The 18895-nt window shown below is 27.1% G+C and carries 22 protein-coding genes; 18 read left to right on the forward strand and 4 right to left on the reverse strand.

Features of this window, described 5'->3' with window-relative positions:
* Nucleotides 1-268 precede the first annotated feature (268 nt).
* The 5 genes from BN2920_RS07670 to BN2920_RS07690 all read left to right on the forward strand — a co-directional run bounded on the left by BN2920_RS07670 (nt 269) and on the right by BN2920_RS07690 (nt 3715).
* Complete coding sequence (locus BN2920_RS07670) at nt 269-1615, forward strand: HAMP domain-containing sensor histidine kinase (protein ID WP_058294440.1); 1347 nt, start codon at nt 269-271, stop codon at nt 1613-1615.
* A 55-nt stretch (nt 1616-1670) separates the two neighbouring features.
* Nucleotides 1671-2018 carry a hypothetical protein gene (locus BN2920_RS07675; protein WP_058294441.1) on the forward strand — a complete coding sequence of 116 codons (348 nt, stop codon included), beginning with the start codon at nt 1671-1673 and terminating at the stop codon, nt 2016-2018.
* A 177-nt stretch (nt 2019-2195) separates the two neighbouring features.
* Entirely contained in the window at nt 2196-2336 is a 141-nt protein-coding gene (locus BN2920_RS07680; protein ID WP_058294442.1) for a zinc-ribbon domain-containing protein, read from the forward strand.
* 213 nt (nt 2337-2549) lie between these two features.
* The gene (locus BN2920_RS07685; protein WP_058294443.1) at nt 2550-3203 is read left to right on the forward strand and encodes a response regulator transcription factor; all 654 of its coding nucleotides are present in this window, start codon (nt 2550-2552) and stop codon (nt 3201-3203) included.
* Complete coding sequence (locus BN2920_RS07690; protein ID WP_058294444.1) at nt 3200-3715, forward strand: hypothetical protein; 516 nt, start codon at nt 3200-3202, stop codon at nt 3713-3715. Before BN2920_RS07685 ends, BN2920_RS07690 begins: the two co-directional genes overlap by 4 nt.
* Before the next feature lie 156 nt (nt 3716-3871).
* Here the strand turns inward: BN2920_RS07690 and gltS are convergent, their stop codons facing one another.
* Nucleotides 3872-5095: a sodium/glutamate symporter gene (gltS, locus tag BN2920_RS07695; RefSeq protein ID WP_058294445.1), complete on the reverse strand. Its 1224-nt coding sequence runs from the start codon at nt 5093-5095 to the stop codon at nt 3872-3874.
* Between the two features lie 495 nt (nt 5096-5590).
* On the opposite strand from gltS, the gene BN2920_RS07700 reads away from it, so the two are divergent.
* Entirely contained in the window at nt 5591-5743 is a 153-nt protein-coding gene (locus BN2920_RS07700) for a zinc-ribbon domain-containing protein (RefSeq protein WP_058293307.1), read from the forward strand.
* 134 nt (nt 5744-5877) lie between these two features.
* On the opposite strand, the gene BN2920_RS07705 is transcribed toward BN2920_RS07700, so the two are convergent.
* Nucleotides 5878-6201, reverse strand: a complete 324-nt coding sequence (locus BN2920_RS07705; RefSeq protein WP_058294446.1) for a hypothetical protein — start codon at nt 6199-6201, stop codon at nt 5878-5880.
* 406 nt (nt 6202-6607) lie between these two features.
* Between BN2920_RS07705 and BN2920_RS07710 the strand changes: the two genes are divergently transcribed.
* The 6 genes from BN2920_RS07710 to BN2920_RS07725 all read left to right on the forward strand — a co-directional run bounded on the left by BN2920_RS07710 (nt 6608) and on the right by BN2920_RS07725 (nt 9758).
* Nucleotides 6608-6919, forward strand: coding sequence for an ArsR/SmtB family transcription factor (locus BN2920_RS07710; protein ID WP_058294447.1), 312 nt, complete (start codon nt 6608-6610; stop codon nt 6917-6919).
* A 291-nt stretch (nt 6920-7210) separates the two neighbouring features.
* Nucleotides 7211-8269 (forward strand): oxidoreductase, encoded by a 1059-nt coding sequence (locus tag BN2920_RS07715; RefSeq protein ID WP_058294448.1) that lies wholly within the window; start codon nt 7211-7213, stop codon nt 8267-8269.
* A 168-nt stretch (nt 8270-8437) separates the two neighbouring features.
* Nucleotides 8438-8563 carry a hypothetical protein gene (locus BN2920_RS22335; protein ID WP_276325917.1) on the forward strand — a complete coding sequence of 42 codons (126 nt, stop codon included), beginning with the start codon at nt 8438-8440 and terminating at the stop codon, nt 8561-8563.
* Nucleotides 8548-8703, forward strand: a complete 156-nt coding sequence (locus tag BN2920_RS21695) for a hypothetical protein (protein ID WP_159115881.1) — start codon at nt 8548-8550, stop codon at nt 8701-8703. Before BN2920_RS22335 ends, BN2920_RS21695 begins: the two co-directional genes overlap by 16 nt.
* A gap of 54 nt (nt 8704-8757) precedes the next feature.
* A complete protein-coding gene (locus BN2920_RS07720) occupies nt 8758-9138 on the forward strand; it encodes a VOC family protein (RefSeq protein ID WP_058294449.1) in 381 nt (126 codons plus the stop codon).
* A 95-nt stretch (nt 9139-9233) separates the two neighbouring features.
* Nucleotides 9234-9758 (forward strand): dihydrofolate reductase family protein, encoded by a 525-nt coding sequence (locus tag BN2920_RS07725; protein ID WP_058294450.1) that lies wholly within the window; start codon nt 9234-9236, stop codon nt 9756-9758.
* An 81-nt stretch (nt 9759-9839) separates the two neighbouring features.
* On the opposite strand, the gene BN2920_RS07730 is transcribed toward BN2920_RS07725, so the two are convergent.
* A complete protein-coding gene (locus tag BN2920_RS07730) occupies nt 9840-11330 on the reverse strand; it encodes a helix-turn-helix domain-containing protein (protein ID WP_058294451.1) in 1491 nt (496 codons plus the stop codon).
* Nucleotides 11331-12986: 1656 nt separating this feature from the next.
* Here BN2920_RS07730 and BN2920_RS07735 point away from each other — a divergent pair.
* The 4 genes from BN2920_RS07735 to BN2920_RS07745 all read left to right on the forward strand — a co-directional run bounded on the left by BN2920_RS07735 (nt 12987) and on the right by BN2920_RS07745 (nt 17099).
* Entirely contained in the window at nt 12987-14126 is a 1140-nt protein-coding gene (locus BN2920_RS07735; RefSeq protein WP_374116899.1) for a deaminase domain-containing protein, read from the forward strand.
* A gap of 339 nt (nt 14127-14465) precedes the next feature.
* Complete coding sequence (locus BN2920_RS07740; RefSeq protein ID WP_058294453.1) at nt 14466-15677, forward strand: GNAT family N-acetyltransferase; 1212 nt, start codon at nt 14466-14468, stop codon at nt 15675-15677.
* 319 nt (nt 15678-15996) lie between these two features.
* Nucleotides 15997-16119, forward strand: a complete 123-nt coding sequence (locus BN2920_RS22340; RefSeq protein WP_276325918.1) for a hypothetical protein — start codon at nt 15997-15999, stop codon at nt 16117-16119.
* Nucleotides 16120-16184: 65 nt separating this feature from the next.
* Nucleotides 16185-17099 carry a PhzF family isomerase gene (locus tag BN2920_RS07745; protein WP_058294454.1) on the forward strand — a complete coding sequence of 305 codons (915 nt, stop codon included), beginning with the start codon at nt 16185-16187 and terminating at the stop codon, nt 17097-17099.
* Nucleotides 17100-17241: 142 nt separating this feature from the next.
* Here the strand turns inward: BN2920_RS07745 and BN2920_RS20950 are convergent, their stop codons facing one another.
* The gene (locus BN2920_RS20950) at nt 17242-17673 is read right to left on the reverse strand and encodes a LysR substrate-binding domain-containing protein (RefSeq protein WP_083498748.1); all 432 of its coding nucleotides are present in this window, start codon (nt 17671-17673) and stop codon (nt 17242-17244) included.
* Here BN2920_RS20950 and BN2920_RS21310 point away from each other — a divergent pair.
* On the forward strand, nt 17573-17815 hold the full coding sequence (locus BN2920_RS21310) for a DUF4865 family protein (protein WP_141443181.1): 243 nt from the start codon (nt 17573-17575) through the stop codon (nt 17813-17815). The genes BN2920_RS20950 and BN2920_RS21310 overlap by 101 nt on opposite strands.
* Nucleotides 17816-18031: 216 nt before the next feature.
* Nucleotides 18032-18757 (forward strand): DUF421 domain-containing protein, encoded by a 726-nt coding sequence (locus tag BN2920_RS07755; protein ID WP_058294455.1) that lies wholly within the window; start codon nt 18032-18034, stop codon nt 18755-18757.
* The last annotated feature ends 138 nt before the right edge of the window (nt 18758-18895 follow it).

Below are 18895 nucleotides of genomic sequence, written 5' to 3' on the forward strand. Positions count from 1 at the left end.
AGTTTAAATAAATTAATTATTTATAATACTTATTCATTTTACAATTAGTTCTAATTTTAATACAATAAATGCGGATATTTTATATAATAAAGAAAAGGAGGTTTGCTATGGATAACGAAAAAATATTGGTAGTAGATGACGAATTACAAGACCATTTCAAAGTATTTAGTATTGAGCAGATATATGAAAATGTATGGGGCGTGAAAGCATATTAAATGCAGAAAATACGTTTCAATTCATATAAAAAAATTAAGAGAGGAAATTGAGTATGACAATAAAAAACCAAAGTATATCAAAACGGTTTGAGGCGTGGGTTATAAGATTAATCAATAAACCTAGAAATCATCTTTATACTTATATTTTATTTGCAACTATAATTGCAGGTATTTTAAGTATAGCAACATGGTTAATATTGAATAATGCTTCGAATATGCTGTATTTAAGGAATTACGGCAAACGTGCTGAAGCTATTTCTAGAGAGATTACAACAATGGTAGAAAGTAAAAATCTCACATATTATCAGGCTATTGAAACTATAGATTTAACACAATATTATGAAGAAAATATTCGTCTTGTATCAAACAATGGAGAAAAGCACTCGAATGATAATAAAAGAATGAATTTCCATTCTAATGATATTCTATATATGTTTCCAATTAACTATTCTGACTCTAGTGGACAAATTTTAATTAGGCCTATGCTTAGAATGTTGGTGCCGCAGTATTATGAGTTTATAATTGTATTAATTTCAGCCTTTATATTTATGTTAACATTATTCCTTTTCATCAGAAAATCTATTAGGTATATTGAAGAAATAGATAGAAGTATTGATATTATCGCTGGAGGTAAATTGGAATATGAAATACCAATAAGGGGAAATAATGAGTTATCTCGTTTGGCAGCCAATATAAATGAAATGAGCAATTCATTAAAAGAAAGAATGGACATTGAAAAAGAGAGTGACATTAAACAACGTCAGTTAATTACTGATATTTCACATGATTTAAGGACACCACTTACAGCATTAATAGGTTATTTGGATTTATTAGAAAATCATATTTATGAAAATCAAGAAGAGGCAGATGACTTTATTCATTGTGCATCTCAAAAATGTTTTAAGCTGCAAACGCTTATTGAAGAATTATTTACTTATAACAAGCTGATAAATAAGGATATTCCTATTTCTATTGAAAAGGATGATATAATTGAGATTGTAAAGGAATTTATAAGTGAGCAAGGGCTTAAGATAAATCTTGAGTCAAAGGAGAGAAAAGCAATTATATCAATAGATAGGAACCTAATAAATAGGATTTTTGATAATCTGTTTGATAATATTAGAAAATATGGTATCAGAAGCGAAGACGCAACTATTTATATTAAGAAGATAGATCATAAGGTTATAATTATTGTTGAAAATAGCACAGACCAGGATTTAAGCAATAAAGTAGACAATATTTTTGAACGTATGTATGTAGGTAATGAAAGTCGAACTGATAATTCCTCTGGATTAGGATTATCCATTGTTGCAGAATGTGTTAATTTAATGAATGGTTTAATATCTGCGAAATTTCAAAAACCAAGGCTGCAAATTATTATGGAATTCAATGAAGGGTAAGTTTATCCTAAATTCAGGTGGAGTATAAAACTCCACATAAAAAGTTTCACTTCATATGAAGAATTGTAGAAAAAAGCATGATAAAAATAGATTATATACAACTGGTCAATCTATGGGATGTATGACTTCTATGTATTTAAATCTTAAATATCCTAATTTATTTGCAGCATCATTATACGTTGGAGGACAATGGGATACAAGTAAAATGGGAGTGCTTGCAGATGATAAATTCTTCTACATTGTAGGAGAAGGAGACACAAAAGCATCTGTAGGAATGAAATATCTTAAAACAGTTTTTGAAAGTGAAAGAGCAAAATTTAGTACAGCTACATGGGATGGCACATGGTCACAAGAAGAATTTACTGTAGCTGATTTTCTAGAGAAAAATTTAAACTTAATCTAAATTTTCGGTATATTTCAACAAAATAGTTGTATTATATTAAAAACTATGTTATTTTAAATAAATAGCGGAAAGCTAACAAAATAATTAAGATAATTTAAGTTTCGTTTGGATAAATAATTTCTCATAAATTTAGAAAGTATTATCAAATCAGGATCTTTAAATTTAGGAGGAATATTTATGACAGATAAGACATTAACATGCAGAGATTGCGGAAGTGAATTCATATTTTCAGTAGGAGAACAAGAATTCTACAAAGAAAAAGGATTTGAAAATGAACCTACAAGATGTGTATCTTGTAGAAGAGCTAAGAAAGAATAAAATAGAAGATAATTTTAGATTATTACAAGGCTGTAGTTTATACTATAGTCTTTTTTGTTGTTTAAATAATGAAGGCTAATGATTATACAGAATGAGAATTTCAATTTATAATGAAAAAAAGATATTAAATTACTTATTAAGTATTAATTTAAACAATTCTTTAACATTTTAGTTATAAAATAAGATGATTTATTTTGAAGGATGGAGGATTTTATGATTAATATACTTGTAGTCGAGGATGATGTAAAATTAAATCAAATAGTATGCACATACTTAGATGACAATGGATATAAATCTAATGGATGTTTAAATCCTTTAGAGGCTTATGATTTAATGTACAATAATATATATGATTTAATTATTTCAGATATTATGATGCCTAAGGTCGATGGGTATGAATTTGCACAATCTGTAAGAGAAATAAATAGAATTATTCCAATTTTATTTATGACTGCACGTGATGATATCGCGTCAAAGAAAAAGGGATTTAGATTGGGAATAGATGACTATATGGTAAAGCTAGTACTTAGAGTAGATGCATTACTTAGAAGAGCTAATATAGCTAATGAAAAGAAAATAATTGTTGGCAGGCTTACAATGGACGCTGATGAAATGACGGCTACTATAAATGATGAAGAAATCCCAGTTACAGTTAGGGAATTTAATATTTTATATAAGTTGCTCTCCTACCCAAAACATACCTTTTCTAGACAGCAGCTTATGAATGAATTTTGGGGGCTAGAAAGTAATACAAGTTTAAGAGCTGTTGATGTGTACATTACAAAGCTAAGAGATAAATTCTCTATGTGTGAAGAGTTTAAAATCATAACAGTTCATGGACTTGGATATAAGGCGATACTCACATGAAGATAATAGAAGAAAAAAATAAAAAGAAGGATAAAAGAGTAAATGCCAAACATGTGGTTTGGAAAGAGTATATAGCTGTTTATTTCACCCTATTAGTATTAAGTACAGCTCAATCTCTTATTTATAACGCTCATTTGGAGAAAGAAAATCGTTTTGTTACAGAAGTTCCTTCTGGATATATAATTTCCTATGTAAGCTATTGGGCTTTGGTATCATTAATATTTTGTGTAATAACGGTTGTTAAGAGGGATAAGTCATTTAAAGCATCAACAGTAGCATATATAGTGGGAGTGATTGGCACAGCTTTTATGGCTTTATCAGTATTTGCTTATGATGGAAATAAGATTTTTCTTTCTATATTATTTTCAATACAGGGAATATTAGGTTGGATTATACCATATATTTGTTATGTCTATATTAAAAAGAAGAAGACTATAAAAATAAATCCATTAATAGATAAGCAATATGAAATTATCTATAAAACTTGTGAAAATGGAAATAGCTTATTATAAAGGATTATCTAGAGTAGTATGAAAAAGGACATTAGTAAAATAATACATAATGATAAGCCCTGTAATATTGAAATTACAGGGCTTTATATTTAAAAAGTTTTTTATATTGTGAAAGATAACTACGAAAAGATATCAGTATCTATTTTATGTGAATATCTAAGAAAGAAAACCGATGAATCCATAGATAATTCCAATGTTTATAAAGTCTATAAATAATGACCCTACTATTGGTACTACGAAGAATGCAGTTCTTGAATATACATATTTTTCAGTAACTGAATTCATATTTGCCATTGCATTTGATGTAGATCCCATTGCAAATCCAGTTAAACCTGCCACCATTACGGCTGAATCATAATTCTTGCCCATTAATGGATAAGATACAAAGATACCATAAAGGTACATCATTATACATTGAGCTAAAAGTAAAATTAGCATTGGAAGTGCCAAGTCTATTAAATGCCAAAGCTTTAATGTTATAAGTGCCATACCAAGGAATAAATTTAATGACACTTCTCCAACTACTTCAATTTCTTCTAATGGAGTTTTAAAAAGAGTTGAGTTGTCTGAAATATTCCTTATAACAGCTGCCACAAGCATTGCTCCTATATATGCAGGAAAAGTTACTCCATTAAATAGATGCCCAACGAATGTATTTAAAGCATCAGTTAAATAAGTTCCAAGAGCCATAGCTATTAATATTTGGAAGAAAGCCATTTTAATTTTATTAGTATCCAGTGTAGTTTTCTTAGTTTCTATAATTGATAAATCAAACTCAACCTCATCAGATGGTTGAAGCCTTTTTTTATTTACGAGATCATCTTTAATGATAAGACGATTGGCCATAGGACTACCTAGTAACGAACCTGCAATAAGTCCAAATGTTGCAGCTGTTAAAGCTACTGTTAGAGCCTCAGGATATCCAAGGACTTCAATACTAGGCGCTACAGCTGCTGATGTACCGTGTCCACCAGTTAGAGAAGGGGATGCGGTAAGTAGTGCTAGAAGTGGGCTAATTCCGACAACTTCAGCAAGACCAACAGCCAATACATTTTGAAGTATGGCAAAAACCGTTGCTATAAGTAGAAACATGAGTATTTTTTTACCACCGATTCTAAGCATCTTCAAACTGGCATTAAATCCAACAGTACAGAAAAACATAATCTGGAAAAAGTTTTGTAGTGTTGTATCGAATTCAAATAAAACAATATTACTCTGTCTGAGAATCATATGTATAATTGAAAACATAAGTCCTCCAATTACGGGTGAAGGTATTGCGTATCTTGAAAATAAAGGTACAGCATTTTTAACTGCCTTTCCAAGTAAAAGGAAAATGACAGCTAGTCCTATAGATTGAATCATGTTAAGTTGAATTGTCATTTAAAATCCTCCTAAAAGCTACAAAAAAATATTTTTGCATTTATCATTAGTAACTTGAAATTTTAACCTAGTAGTTAAAACTAAGTAGGCATTTCATTTTCAGAATTATATTATTAATATGAATAATATAATTCTATCGTATCATCTTAGATATACTTAGATTGTTAATTCATAAAATAGATATTATGTATGATAATTTATTTTGAATGCAAAGTCAATTAAATTTAGCTTTTAGTACATTTGCTCTTGTATTTTCATTCTAAAGATTTTTCGTAATTCGTAAATTGTAGAGAAGAGAATTAATAGCAAATAATCTAATTTTTCGGTATATTTCAACAAAAGTGGTTGCATTATATTAAAAATTATGTTATTATAAATGAGTAGCAAAAAGCTAACAAAATAAAAAGATAATTTAAGTTTCGTTTGGATAAATAATTTCTCATAAATTTAGAAAGTATTATCAAATCAGGATCTTTAAATTTAGGAGGAATATTTATGACAGATAAGACATTAACATGTAGAGATTGCGGAAGTGAATTCATATTTTCAGTAGGAGAACAAGAGTTCTACAAAGAAAAAGGATTCGAAAATGAGCCAACAAGATGTGTATCTTGTAGAAGAGCTAAGAAAGAACAAAATAGAAGATAATTTTAGAATGTTATAAGGCTGTAGTTTAAACTATAGCTTTTTTGTTTTATAAAAAATTATCTATAGAATTGGATATAAAAAGAGAGGGCAACCTTAATGTTGTTCTCTATGAATCTCTGCTCGCAAATTGAAATTTAATGAATAAATTTTCCTAAAAAATTTATAATTTCTTTTTTACCAATTGGATTACTATATTTAGGCCTTTTGAATCCGTTTTTCTCCAATGCATAATTATAATCTTTAACATGATTTTCTGAATTTCCAGCATCAATCATGACTGAGCATTTATCACCTAAAATATATCCTAATACTGGACAATCAGATTTTGAATCACTTTCTGTATAATAAATACGTTCTGTTAATTTTTTTAGTTCCATAAGTTTTCCTTTCAAATTTCCATATTTGGACCAGTCTTCTGAATAGAAAACTGGAATTTTATTGATTAAATATTTAACCATTATAACAAATATATGTCCTACAATCCTTTTTAGGAAAGTTAATGATTGCTCTGCTTCATTTAGATTTAAGCAGTATTATGGATTTATTTAGTTTACCATTTGTTTTATAAAATTGAAATATACTCCTAGATATTTCAATTGCTATTTTTTTTATGAATGTTCTGCATATAAAAACAATATAAAATTGGAATTAAGCACAAAGGAATATTTAATTTTGTAGTTAGAATTCAGTAAGCGAATTAGCTAATATTATGAGTATTAGACTTGATAAAATAGTTTTTTTTATTACTTAAAAGATTTAATGCCTAGAAGGTTTTTATTATTAAATTGCATATAATAAAAAATTTATGGTAATATAAATTAAAGTTATACAAATGTAAAGATATAGGTGTTAAAGGAGAAGAGCATGGATAAAGTGAAGATTTTTAAAGCGCTAGGAAATGAAACTAGATTAAATATATTATTATGGTTAAAAGAACCTCAAAAAAATTTTGAGCCTCAGATACATTTATCAATAATGGATGATTTTCAAGAAGGTGTATGTGTAGGAACCATAAGAAAAAAAGCCGGATTAAGTCAATCAACTATATCAGGTTTTTTATCAATACTAGAAGAGGCAGAGCTTGTAGAATCAAGAAATATTGGGCAATATACTTATTTTAGAAGAAATGAGAAAACAATTAAGGAAATTGCAGAATGGATGAAAATTGAATTATAGAGATTAAAAAGATAGTAATAAATAATTAGCTCAATTTATTTATTACTATCTTTTTATATTTATATTGCAATTATAATATAAATATGTTAATCTGTTAAAAACGATTTAGTTAATAGGTAAATATAGATTAATTAAATCGATAATTATAGATTTAAATTTTGTGATTTGGTATATTAGTTAATTAATGGCAATAAGATGTTGTATTATGCTTAATAAACTTTTGAACCAATTAAAATAGAAAAACTTGAAATTGATAATGTAGGTTAATTAGAAAATTAGGAGTGTGGAGTTATGAAAAAATTATTTAATGAATTTACTATTAAAAATGTAAAAATGAAGAATCGTATTTGTATACCTCCAATGGTAATTGGATTCAGCAATGATGGATCTGTAGCACCTGAAAATGTTGAACGTTATAAGAAGCTAGCCCAAGGGGGAGCTGGACTAATAATTCAAGAAGCTACATGTGTAAATAGTGATGGGAAATTATCAGAACATCAGCTTGGAATATGGGCAGATGACCAAATTGAAGGATTAAAGAGCATAGTTGATGTAGTTCATGAAGAAAACTGTCCAATATTTATTCAAATTCATCATGCAGGAGTTGTTGGAATATCAGAAAATCCAATATGTCCAAGTTCCTATGAATATAAAAACCATGTAAGAACTGTTGTTGGTCGAGAAATGACTATAGAAGATATAAAATCTATACAAAATGATTATGTTGAAGCTGCAAGAAGAGCTTATGAAGCAGGATATGACGGAATTGAACTTCATGGATGCCACGGTTATTTAATAAGTCAGTTTTTAGATAAGAAGGTAAATAAAAGAACTGACGAATATGGAACTAACCCTGAAAAATTTGTAATAGAAATATTAGAAGGTATTAGAAAAATAACTCCAAAAGAATTTGTTGTTGGAATACGCCTTGGAGGATTTGAACCAACTATAGAAGATGGATTACATTATGCCAAAATATTAGATAAAAATGGAATAGACTTCCTTGATATTTCTTATGGATTCGGTAGTGAGCAAGAAATTCATGTAGATGAAGGCTATAAATTCTCTAATGCTGTTTATGCAGCTGAAAAAATTAAGAAAGAAGTTTCTGCTCCAGTATTTGCAGTTAATGGAATTTATTCAGCTGAAACTGCTGAAAACATATTAAATGAAACAAATGTGGACATGGTGGATATTGCTAAGGGAGCTCTTATTAATCCTAATTGGGCAAATGACGCTAAAGAAGGTAAAGATACTGGTAAATGCTTAAGCTGTGCAAAATGTATGTGGTTTGGTCAATCTAAGGTTTGCGCAGGAAAAGTTATATTTGAAAGAAATAAGGCAGTGTAATTTAACACTATTATTGATAGAAAGCTTCAAAATATGCACCTAATACTTTAATTACAGGTATTAGGTGCATATTTGAAGCAGTACAGTGACAATATAGATGTAATTTAGTTCTGGGATTAACATAAGGTTCAATGTTACAATCTTTTTTTATTTTTAATATTTAGAAAGGTGTACAAATTTTCAGCTGGAGTTGAAATTCATGAAGCTAATGGATATATTGTGGCACAATTTTTATCAAAATCAACTAATAAACTGAGATTTTCTATTGTACTAGATGTATGCAAAAGTGTATAGGAGGTACTAAATGTGAAACAGCTAATACTGGTGTATCGTGCATGATTAATCCTTTTAACGAAAAGAAAGATTCTGGAAAATTAAATAATACACTGTATATAATTAAACTACAAAAGGCAGATGTTATAGTTATTGAATAAGAGTAGCTATTGTAATATAATAAAAGACCATAAACAAATGAGGAGGAATTTTACATGGTAAATAAAATCGGTAAGATAACAATATATGTTAATAATCAAGATGAGGCTAAGAAGTTTTGGATTGAAAAGATGGGCTTTGTAGTTAAATTTGAACAAGAAATGGGACCAGGAATTAAGTGGATAGAAGTAGGACCAAGTGAAAGTGAATTTACTACTTTTGTATTATATAATAAGAGTATGATGGAATCACAAAACCCAGCTGCAAATGTTGGTCATCCGTCAATATTATTAAGTACTACTGATATAGATAAGACTTATTCTGAACTAAAAGATAATGGTGTTGAATTAGGAAAATTAATGGAAATGCCATATGGAAGGATGTTTTCATTTAACGATAATGAAGGAAATGCATACTTAATAAGAGAAGATAAATAATTAAATATAAAACTTTAGGGGAGAACTTAGGCAAGTTGTCCTCTTTGCATCTAAGGTATTATAAATTAATAAAGTAAGCAGAAGAGGATAGTGGAATGAAAAGAAAAATAATATTAAATTTAGCTATGAGTATAGATGGATATATTGCAAATGAAGATGGTGGATTTGACTGGATAGTTGGAGATGGTGATGAAAGTTTAGATACACAAAACAAATGGAATTATGAGAAATTTCTTGAAGGCATAGATACTGTTGTTATGGGAAAGAAATGTTATGATCAAGGTTTTGTTGATGATTTTAAGGATAAAAAGGTGTATATAGCAACATCAAAAGAATTAGAAGATTATGATAATTTTCATTTTATAAATGGAAATATATGCACAATCATAGAAGAAGAAAGAAAGAAAGAAGGAAAGGATATATTTCTATTTGGTGGAGGAGTACTTGTAGACAGTTTTCTTAAGGCTGATATTATTGATGAGTATATTATTGGAATAATTCCAACAATATTAGGAAGAGGAAGACCATTGTTTTTGGGGGGAACTCCTAAAATAGACCTACATTTACAAGAGTATGTATCAGATAAGGGTATTATAATACTTAGATATTCAAAAAGATAATATTAAAAATAGAGTATTTTCCCAGATTATGTTTTTAGGTAAATACTCTTAATTTATATTATTTAATAAAAACTAATAAGTTTATAGGCTTCTTAAAAAATCAGCAACTATAGTTTTTGATTTTAAATTTTCTGGTGCACATAAAAATTGATGTTCAAGTAAATTACAAACAGAATTTGTAAATGAAGCATCACTACACATTTTAACTTGAGATATATAATTGTCATCAAAAATAATAAGACGTTCATTTTTTTTGCACCAGCAATGAACAGATGGCGCAGAAGGGATTAAAGTAGTTGGGCACAGACATATATTGAATTTTTCATTTGATAATAAATAATCTGCTAACTCTTTCATATGTCTTTTAAATTGACTATTTGAAACAACTAATTTAGGAAATTGATTAAGTGCTTCTCTATAAACTATAGTATCCATATCAGCCATTTTAATTAGTGAATCAATTGGATAAAAATGTTTTCTTTCATTTTTGTAATAGTGATCTTTAATATACTGGTTAATTTTTTTAAATAGATCAAATTCCTTTTTTATAGTATCTTTAGATTGGATAGAATTGCAAAGTATTTCATAAAATAAATCCTCACTAATAGTTGGATAAATTGTAGGTATTTTATCGTAGTAGTATATTGTATGATGGTTAGCAAATATTTCATTAGCTTGGACATTTATTTGACGAAATAAAGTATCATACAAAGTATCAGCATTCAATTTATATAATGTTGGTTTTGCTTTTGATATAATGCCCTCTGCAATTTTAGTATAAAAATCAATGCTGACCGGATCAAAAAATATTGCCCCATAAGAATATAAATTTCGTTCATCACAGTGATAGATAGATAAAAATATTTTCCTATCTTCTATAATATGGAAAGAAATTTTTTTAGAGTCATAATTAGATGAATTCATATATGATAAAATACTACAGTTTTTATGAAAAATCAGTGATGATAAATATATAAATAATTTTGAACTATTGCCTATAGTATAAGCAAGTCTTAATTTACATCCCATATTCAAAAGAGTTAACACTTTTTCAAGCCACTTATTTCTAAAATTATCATAATCCATTAATAAGTCCAATGTATCATTAAATATAAATATAAGTTTTTGAGGTATTCCATCGTTAATTACTGAATCTAACATATTTAGTATTCCAAGAAGCATATTTTCTTCGCTAGAATATATTGGTACAGAAGCGCTATAAATAGAATTGGGAGCTATAGTTTCATTTGTTTTTGAGATTTTATTATCATTATTATCATTTAAAATATAATTTTTTAAATGATTCATTAAATAAAGGTTATGATTAACTTCATTATTTAGATCAGGATAAATTGATGATAATAAATTCTCAAGTAATTTTGCATTTAATGTTTCATTTTTAAGAATTAAAAACTCTAGAGCTTTATCAAAATAATCACTATTAATTGATATTGTTCTTGTCCCGTTTTTCCATTTACTTACTAATGTTCGATCAACATTTAAATATTCAGCCATTTGCGAAGGCGATATTTTTAGAAGATTTAATAAATAACTGAATTTATTATTACTCATATATTAGTCCTCCATTTATAAAATGTCACTGTGACAAAAAGTGAAATGTTTACATTAAATCTTTTAAAATTCAATTTATTTTATTATAATAATCCAGGTAAGTCAAAGGTTTTATAGCGCTATATAAATAAAATTAAAAAAGAGTTTAAAAATGTGAAAAATGAAAATGCAATTCGACAATATTTGACTTTAGTGAGGAGTGGAGATAATATAATTTGGCTTAAATTAAGATATAGCATAAATATTTGAATTTTATTAATGGCTAAGATTACTAATGAAATATTTAAAGCTATATAATAGGGAGAATCTATAAAAATAAGAATAGAAAATATATAGAAGAAAATCATGACAGTATTACTTCTATATACTGAATAAGGTAATCTTTCAACTAAGAGAATTGAGAAGTAAAATGGGAAAATAATATCAATATCAATAAATATTTGTAATATGATTTTATTTAAAAGATGATTATTAAAATATTATATTAAGTAAACCTAAGTAAGAACTAGACTTTGAAATAACTGAAGGGGATATATAAATTAATGAAATAGATAAAAAGCAAATGTAGTATTAAACCTAAAGAAATAGGGTTTTATGAAAAAATAGATAACTAATATGGGAAGATAAAGTTTACTAGTACTTATTAATCTTAATATAGATATAATAAAGATATACATTATTAATAAATTATCTTAAAGAGAGTCTAAAAACTCAAAATATCATGGTATGTTATTTATGTATATGAAAAGAAAATATGAATTTAATTCATAGATGGCTTAGGGAATAAAGAAGAGCTTAGTATATTAAATAATTTGGGGATTAAGTTCTTCAAGGGGATTATTTTTTGAAGCCAGTAAATAGTTATGATGTAAAGTATTCATATGATATTGTATTATGGACAAATAATAATTATAAATTATTTGTAGGGGAAATATGGGGGATTGGAATTTTTATAATATAAAATAAGAAGTTAAAAGGATACTTATTAATGTAAAATTCCTTTTTAACTTCTTATTTTATTTTAGTAAAAAGTGTAGAACCTAAGGTGATACGATATGTATCTTACATACTAAATAAGTATGATTACGACTTTAAAATATATTAAAAGTTGTTACTCTTATCAGTTAGAAAGTACAAAGTAACTCATAAAAATGTTTTTTAAAAATTTGATAATAGAGTATTTAATTCAAAGAAGACCGTATTATTCAAAAAGAATATGCGGTGTTTTTTATTTAAGAATATGTAAATCTGTAAAGCCATTAATAAAAATAATATTCTTAGAAAATTGAATAGTGTGGTACTTATGCAAATGTTATACTTTACTAAGTTATAAACTTCAGATTTAATAGACTAGTAAATTTGAAATTTATGGAGGATAATAAAATAGCAGATTTTTTATTGGAAGCTTTACCTTGGATGAAAATGGAAAATTAAGTTGATCTTATTGTAGTCAATTTTAGCAAAAAAAGAGTAAATCGAATAAAAAACGATGGTGATGGCTTAATTAAATCGTAAATAGTATTTTTAGTATCATTACCTAATATAATTATTGGAAAAGTCTGCTATAAATAATAAGAATATTTAAGATAAGAGAATTGAAATAATTATATATTTAAAAGATAAATTAATTAAGAACGAAAATATGAGGTAAATATAGTGCATAAAGGGACGCGATTAGAAAAAAGAAACCGAATAAAGATTAGCAATATTCATGACTTTAAATCTTCGTTAAGAAAAGAAGGTTATAAAATAAGTGAATATGATGAAGAAGATATTACAGAAAAAATTGTAAAAACTTTTAACCTTGATAAAAGTGTGGCTGAAAGATTAAAGGTATGTATTAATGATAATGAAATCACATATAAAGCAAATGACATAGATGATTTTATTGATTATATAGAAAAAATAGTATTGTTTGAAGAGGAACACAATAAATTATGTGAAAAAATGAATGAAGTTAAAAAACTTCATATAGATAGAGTTGAATATGAAAGAGAGCCAGGCGTTCAAGACAACGTTAAACATATGCTGGAAGTTATAGAAAAAACAAAAAATAATATATGTAGAGCAATAAATACAGAAGAAAAAGCAAGGTTAAAAGAGCTAGAAATAGAAATTGATAAGAATTATATTTATGCAAAAGATATTGAACTTTTGAAAAAGATGATTTTTCTTAAAAAAGAAGATGTAAAAGAAGAATATAATGATAAAACAAGAACAAAAACAATATCCATAGAAATACCTGAAAACATAAAGTGTGAATATATTAAAGCAAAAGAAGGTAGTGTAGAATATCATGATCATTTAAATAACAATATTCCAAGAATAAAGCGTTTAAGAAAAAACATAAATAAGTATATGAAAAATGATGAAAATGAAAAGAAATCATTTAAAATAGATCAAAGTAAAGCACTTCAGGATTCTATAAATATAGCAGTAGCAATGTATGATAATAAAGAGTTTAAGGCAATAAGCGGAAGTAATGATATAGAGGATTATTGCAAAGCGCCACCATTTAAAGAAGCAATATTTAAAAGCAGTAAAGTCAATAAATTAGGCAAGTTAGGCATTGGATATAATAGGGTTAATGATAGTGAAAAGAAGATATTAGAGGAAATACATAAGCAGATAGAAGAAAAAGAGTTGAATGATTATGGAAAACTTACTTTGTATAGCAAGTGGGAACCATGTCCAAGTTGCTATTTTGTAATCAGTCAGTTTTGTGAAAAGCATCCAAAGATAAGTGTTGAAGTTAAGTATAACAAAAAGTATGGGGAAGGAGTTAGCAGAGATTAGATTATAGTTAGTAAATTAAAATTAATCACTTGGAAATTTTATGTCTACTGTAGAAGTCAAATTGAATTACTCAATATTAATTTGCTTCTTATTATATGGGTATAGAATACTAAGTATTTACAAATTATTAGTGGTATAATAAAGTATAGAAAAAATAAACTGTGAGAAAATATTTATTATTTAAAATAAATATAAGGGATTGAAATATAGATATTTAATGTTATAAGAAAAAATATTCACTTATGTATATGCAGGCTTATTATATTAAAAATTATATATAAATTTAAATATAATAAATTAGTAAAAATAATCAATTTGATGAAAGTGAGGAGAAGACGTTTGAGTAGAAAGAAACAATTAAAAATGAAAAAAGTTGGACTTGAGCATCTTGAGCAATATAATCAGCTTCTAAGATATGTTTTTCAGGTTACTGATCAAGAACTACAACAAGTTGGATGGGAAGAAAAAGAAATCATTAGAGCAAAGTCTCCTACATTAGAGAAGGCTGATGTTTTAGGATGGTTTGATGGAGATAAATTAATATCCCAAGTGGCAGTTTACCCTATGAAGGTTCGTATATTTAATAAAACATACGATATGGGAGGTCTTACTGGTGTAGGGACTTATCCAGAGTATGCTAATCAGGGATTAATGCATAAATTATTAGATCAAGCATTAAAAAATATGAGGGATAAAAATCAGTCTATATCATATTTATATCCTTATTCTATCCCATATTATCGTAGAAAAGGATGGGAGATTATATCTGATAAGATTACATATGAAATTAATGATTACCAACTGCCAAAGAATAAACAAGTATCTGGTGAAGTAGAAAGAGTTGATGTAGGCGGTGAAGAAGTTAAAAAGGCATATGAACGATTTGCTATGCAGACTCATGGAGCTCTAGTTCGTGATGATTTAGCATGGAATGAATATCAACTTTGGGATTCTGATGATTTAATGGCAGCTGTGTATTATAATGAAGACAATGAACCAGATGGGTATGTCATATATTGGATTAAAGATGAGATATTTCATATTAAAGATATGATTTCTGTTAATGAAGAAGCACGTAGTGGATTGTGGAATTTCATAAGTGCGCATTTTTCAATGATTACAAAAGTTATAGGCAACACATATACAGATGAACCTTTAGCATTTTTATTAGAAGATGCAGATATTAAAGAAACAATTTCGCCTTATTATATGGCTAGAATTGTTGATTTGGAGAAGTTTATTGATCAGTATCCATTTAAGCCTGATACAATAAATAGAGAGTGGACTTTCACAATGGATGATCCAGTATTAGCCTGCAATCAAGGAACCTTCAAACTTACTATTTCAAATGACGGAAAAGGTCAGGTTGTTCGTGTACAAAATAGGGTAAATGATAGAATTGATATAAAGACAATGACAACAATGCTTCTTGGATATAAGCGCCCAGATTATCTTCATAAAATAGGTCGTATTACTTGTAGTCCTGAAACAGTTGATATGCTTGAAGATTCAATAGAACAACAAACGGCATATTTTTCTGATTACTTTTAGAAGAAACAAAGCTTATAAAAAGCTAGGATAAGAGTTTTATAATATAAAGTCCGCGATGTAATGTCGTGGACTTTGCTAATATATAGTTTAAATGGTATTACATACTTTTTAGCACTAAGATATAATTCAGATTATAGTAGTATCTTTATTCATGTAAATTCCTTCTTTCCAAATGGTAAGTATCTGAGCAAAAAGTGCGTACTAGATTAAATATCTAGATATAACTATAATTGATTATATAATATATAGATATTTATTACTAGTAATGAATAAACAGCTAAGTAATATTTAAAATTTATTAGAATTAGGAGATGTTTAAATGAATTCAATTTTTAATAGAGTGAGCATAAGAAACTATAATGATAAGAAGGTTGAAAAAGAAAAAATAGAAATGTTATTTTCACAAGAGAATAGATATGATGTAGCTTGTGTTCACTATTAAAGGTAACTTATATTATCAGCTAGGTATATTGTAATTATTAATAGAATATTTTAGGAGAATGATACATGGTTAGAAAATACAATTTATATCAGATAGATTCATTTACTAAAGAAAAATTTACAGGAAATCCAGCAGGAGTTATAACAAATGCAGATGGACTTAATGATGAAGAAATGCAGAAAATAGCTAGAGAGCTTAATAATTCTGAGACAGCATTTATATTTTCTTCAGACAGTAGTGAGTATGATGCTCATATACGATTTTTTACACCAAGAAATGAAGTGCCAATCTGTGGACATGCTACTATTGCTGCTCATTATGCGCGTGCCATTGAAAATAATTTAGATACTTCAAGGGTTTTTCATAAAACAGGAGCTGGAATTCTACCAGTTGATGTAATAAAAGAAAATAATGATTATAAAATTGTAATGACACAAGGAAAAATTGAGTTTGGAAATATTATTGATGGAATAAATAAAGAAAAACTTTTAAAAGCACTTAATATAAAAGAGAGTGATTTGATAGAAAATTATAAAATACAGATTGTTTCAACAGGTCACTCTAAGGTTATTATTGGTATAAAAAGAATTGAGACTTTACATTCGCTGAAGCCTAACTATGATGATCTTTCTAAACTAAGTAAGACTATTAATTGCAATGGATATTATGTATTTACAATGGATTCAGAGGATGCTGATATTTTAGTACATGGAAGAATGTTTGCTCCTGCAATAGGAATTAATGAAGATCCTGTTACTGGAAATGCAAATGGTCCTTTAGGTGCATATCTTGTTCATTATAATTTTGTTAAGCATAATAACTCTTCATTAAAATTTAAAGCCAAGCAGGGAGAAGCAATAAATCGATCAGGTATTATTGAAGTTGAGGTGAAAATAGAAGATAATGAACCAAAAGAGGTTAAAATTTTGGGGAATGCTGTGGTGATATTTAAATCTGAATTGGTGTTAGAAAATAAATGATCCAGTTGCCATAGGCTTTAGATTTTACTATTTGTTGTAGTATTATTTAAAGCCTTATTTTATTAGATTTTATAAATTTAAATCAAAGAAGAAAAAAATATTTGAGGATATGGGAAAAAAAACAGTAAAAATTTACAATTAATTAATATGAACTAGAAAGATAACTATTTGCTATGTTAATAAAGTTTTTAAGCAAAGGATTTATTCGTAAATTTTTATTTATTATAAACTTAACCTCTAATTTACTAAATTTATCATTTAAATCATAAATAAAAAAGTTATTGTTTTTAGGTAAAATACTTTTTGGTAGAAGTGATATTCCTAGACCTTCGGAGATACCCTTAAGAATAGATTCTAATGAATCAAATTCAATAATGGCAGTAGGCTTGGAGTTGCTATAAATCAACCATTTTTGTAATGTTTTACGATAAGGACAAATTGGAATACCACTAATCGATAGGACAACATATAAAATTAAAGATAGCAGATATGTATTTGAAATAACAGGAGAAATACAGCCGCAAGAAAGCCTTAATAATTTAAAAGATAAGATAGAAGAAAATATGATTACCATTAAAGGTGCAGAATATATAGTAATTTATAATCCTGATAAATGGAAATATAATGTGTTTTACTTTATTGATGATTTAAGCAAAGTAAAATTAGAAGAAGGAACAATTTATAATATACGTCACATATCACAAGAAAAAATATAAGCCAAGTATATAGTAGAAATGATTTTTATGGTAAGTATAAATATGGAATAGATAATTAAATCCTAGGGCAGAAAAAACTCCAGGATTTTTTTCTTTTGAAAGAGAAAATATAAGGTGCTCAAGTCTTGGAATATCAATTGCAAAGCTGATAAATGAATAAAATTACTCAACTTGCTTAAAATATAGCTATATTTTAGATAAGGAGAGTAATTTTGTATGTATAGTAGTATATTATTTAGCACAATAATTAAAGGTATTTTAATATATATTTTAGCATTAATTCTAAGTAAATTAATTGGTATTAAAATCATTTCACAAATGAATTTTTTTGATTTCATAGTGGGTGTTTCTATAGGCTCAATGATTGCTAAAATTATAATTGATAAAGATCATGTGGTTTTTTCGGGAATTGTAGCATTGATAACTTTTGCATTGTTGACCATATCAACTAGTTATTTAAATTTAAAAAGTTATTCAGCTAGAAGAATAATAAATGCCAAGACTTTGATATTAGTAGAAAATGGACGTATTATCGATAAAAATCTAAAAAGACTTAGGATTACAATAAATGAGCTTATGATGAAGTTAAGAGAAAAAGATGTTTTTAATTTAGAGGATGTACAATTTGCAATAATGGAGAGCAATGGTCAATTATCAGTTTTAATAAAAGCCAATAAAAAGCCAATAACTCCATATGATATGGACTTAAAGGTAAAGAGCTCTTCTTTGGTAAATGATATTATAATTGATGGAAAAATAGTAGATAAGAATCTTAAAATAGCTGGTATAGATAAAAAGTGGCTACAATCTGAACTTAAAAAGAAAAGTATAAATAATATTGAAGAGGTTTTTTATGCAGGTGTAGACCAAAATAAAAAACTTATTATTTCAAAAAAGTATCCATATGATTTTAATCCAGAAAATAAATTTGGGATACAATAGGCATTAAATAATAAAAGAAATAAACTTATATAGAATGAAAAAATAAATTGTATTGATGTTTTTACGGTTACTCCAGTAATATTACTCACTTGGAGTAGTCGCGAGGAGAACCAAGCTCAGAGGGGTGAGGTTCTCTTT

The organism is Clostridium neonatale, from assembly GCF_001458595.1.
Taxonomy (GTDB): Bacteria; Bacillota; Clostridia; order Clostridiales; family Clostridiaceae; genus Clostridium; species Clostridium neonatale.

Bases quoted from the DNA above. Each gene is read 5' to 3' on its own strand.
- BN2920_RS07670 (WP_058294440.1), top strand. From the start codon at position 269: ATGACAATAAAAAACCAAAGTATATCAAAACGGTTTGAGGCGTGGGTT.
- BN2920_RS07675 (WP_058294441.1), top strand. From the start codon at position 1,671: ATGAAGAATTGTAGAAAAAAGCATGATAAAAATAGATTATATACAACT.
- BN2920_RS07680 (WP_058294442.1), top strand. From the start codon at position 2,196: ATGACAGATAAGACATTAACATGCAGAGATTGCGGAAGTGAATTCATA.
- BN2920_RS07685 (WP_058294443.1), top strand. From the start codon at position 2,550: ATGATTAATATACTTGTAGTCGAGGATGATGTAAAATTAAATCAAATA.
- BN2920_RS07690 (WP_058294444.1), top strand. From the start codon at position 3,200: ATGAAGATAATAGAAGAAAAAAATAAAAAGAAGGATAAAAGAGTAAAT.
- gltS (WP_058294445.1), bottom strand. From the start codon at position 5,095: ATGACAATTCAACTTAACATGATTCAATCTATAGGACTAGCTGTCATT.
- BN2920_RS07700 (WP_058293307.1), top strand. From the start codon at position 5,591: ATGACAGATAAGACATTAACATGTAGAGATTGCGGAAGTGAATTCATA.
- BN2920_RS07705 (WP_058294446.1), bottom strand. From the start codon at position 6,201: ATGGTTAAATATTTAATCAATAAAATTCCAGTTTTCTATTCAGAAGAC.
- BN2920_RS07710 (WP_058294447.1), top strand. From the start codon at position 6,608: ATGGATAAAGTGAAGATTTTTAAAGCGCTAGGAAATGAAACTAGATTA.
- BN2920_RS07715 (WP_058294448.1), top strand. From the start codon at position 7,211: ATGAAAAAATTATTTAATGAATTTACTATTAAAAATGTAAAAATGAAG.
- BN2920_RS21695 (WP_159115881.1), top strand. From the start codon at position 8,548: ATGCAAAAGTGTATAGGAGGTACTAAATGTGAAACAGCTAATACTGGT.
- BN2920_RS07720 (WP_058294449.1), top strand. From the start codon at position 8,758: ATGGTAAATAAAATCGGTAAGATAACAATATATGTTAATAATCAAGAT.
- BN2920_RS07725 (WP_058294450.1), top strand. From the start codon at position 9,234: ATGAAAAGAAAAATAATATTAAATTTAGCTATGAGTATAGATGGATAT.
- BN2920_RS07730 (WP_058294451.1), bottom strand. From the start codon at position 11,330: ATGAGTAATAATAAATTCAGTTATTTATTAAATCTTCTAAAAATATCG.
- BN2920_RS22340 (WP_276325918.1), top strand. From the start codon at position 15,997: ATGAATTCAATTTTTAATAGAGTGAGCATAAGAAACTATAATGATAAG.
- BN2920_RS07745 (WP_058294454.1), top strand. From the start codon at position 16,185: ATGGTTAGAAAATACAATTTATATCAGATAGATTCATTTACTAAAGAA.
- BN2920_RS20950 (WP_083498748.1), bottom strand. From the start codon at position 17,673: ATGGTAATCATATTTTCTTCTATCTTATCTTTTAAATTATTAAGGCTT.
- BN2920_RS07755 (WP_058294455.1), top strand. From the start codon at position 18,032: ATGTATAGTAGTATATTATTTAGCACAATAATTAAAGGTATTTTAATA.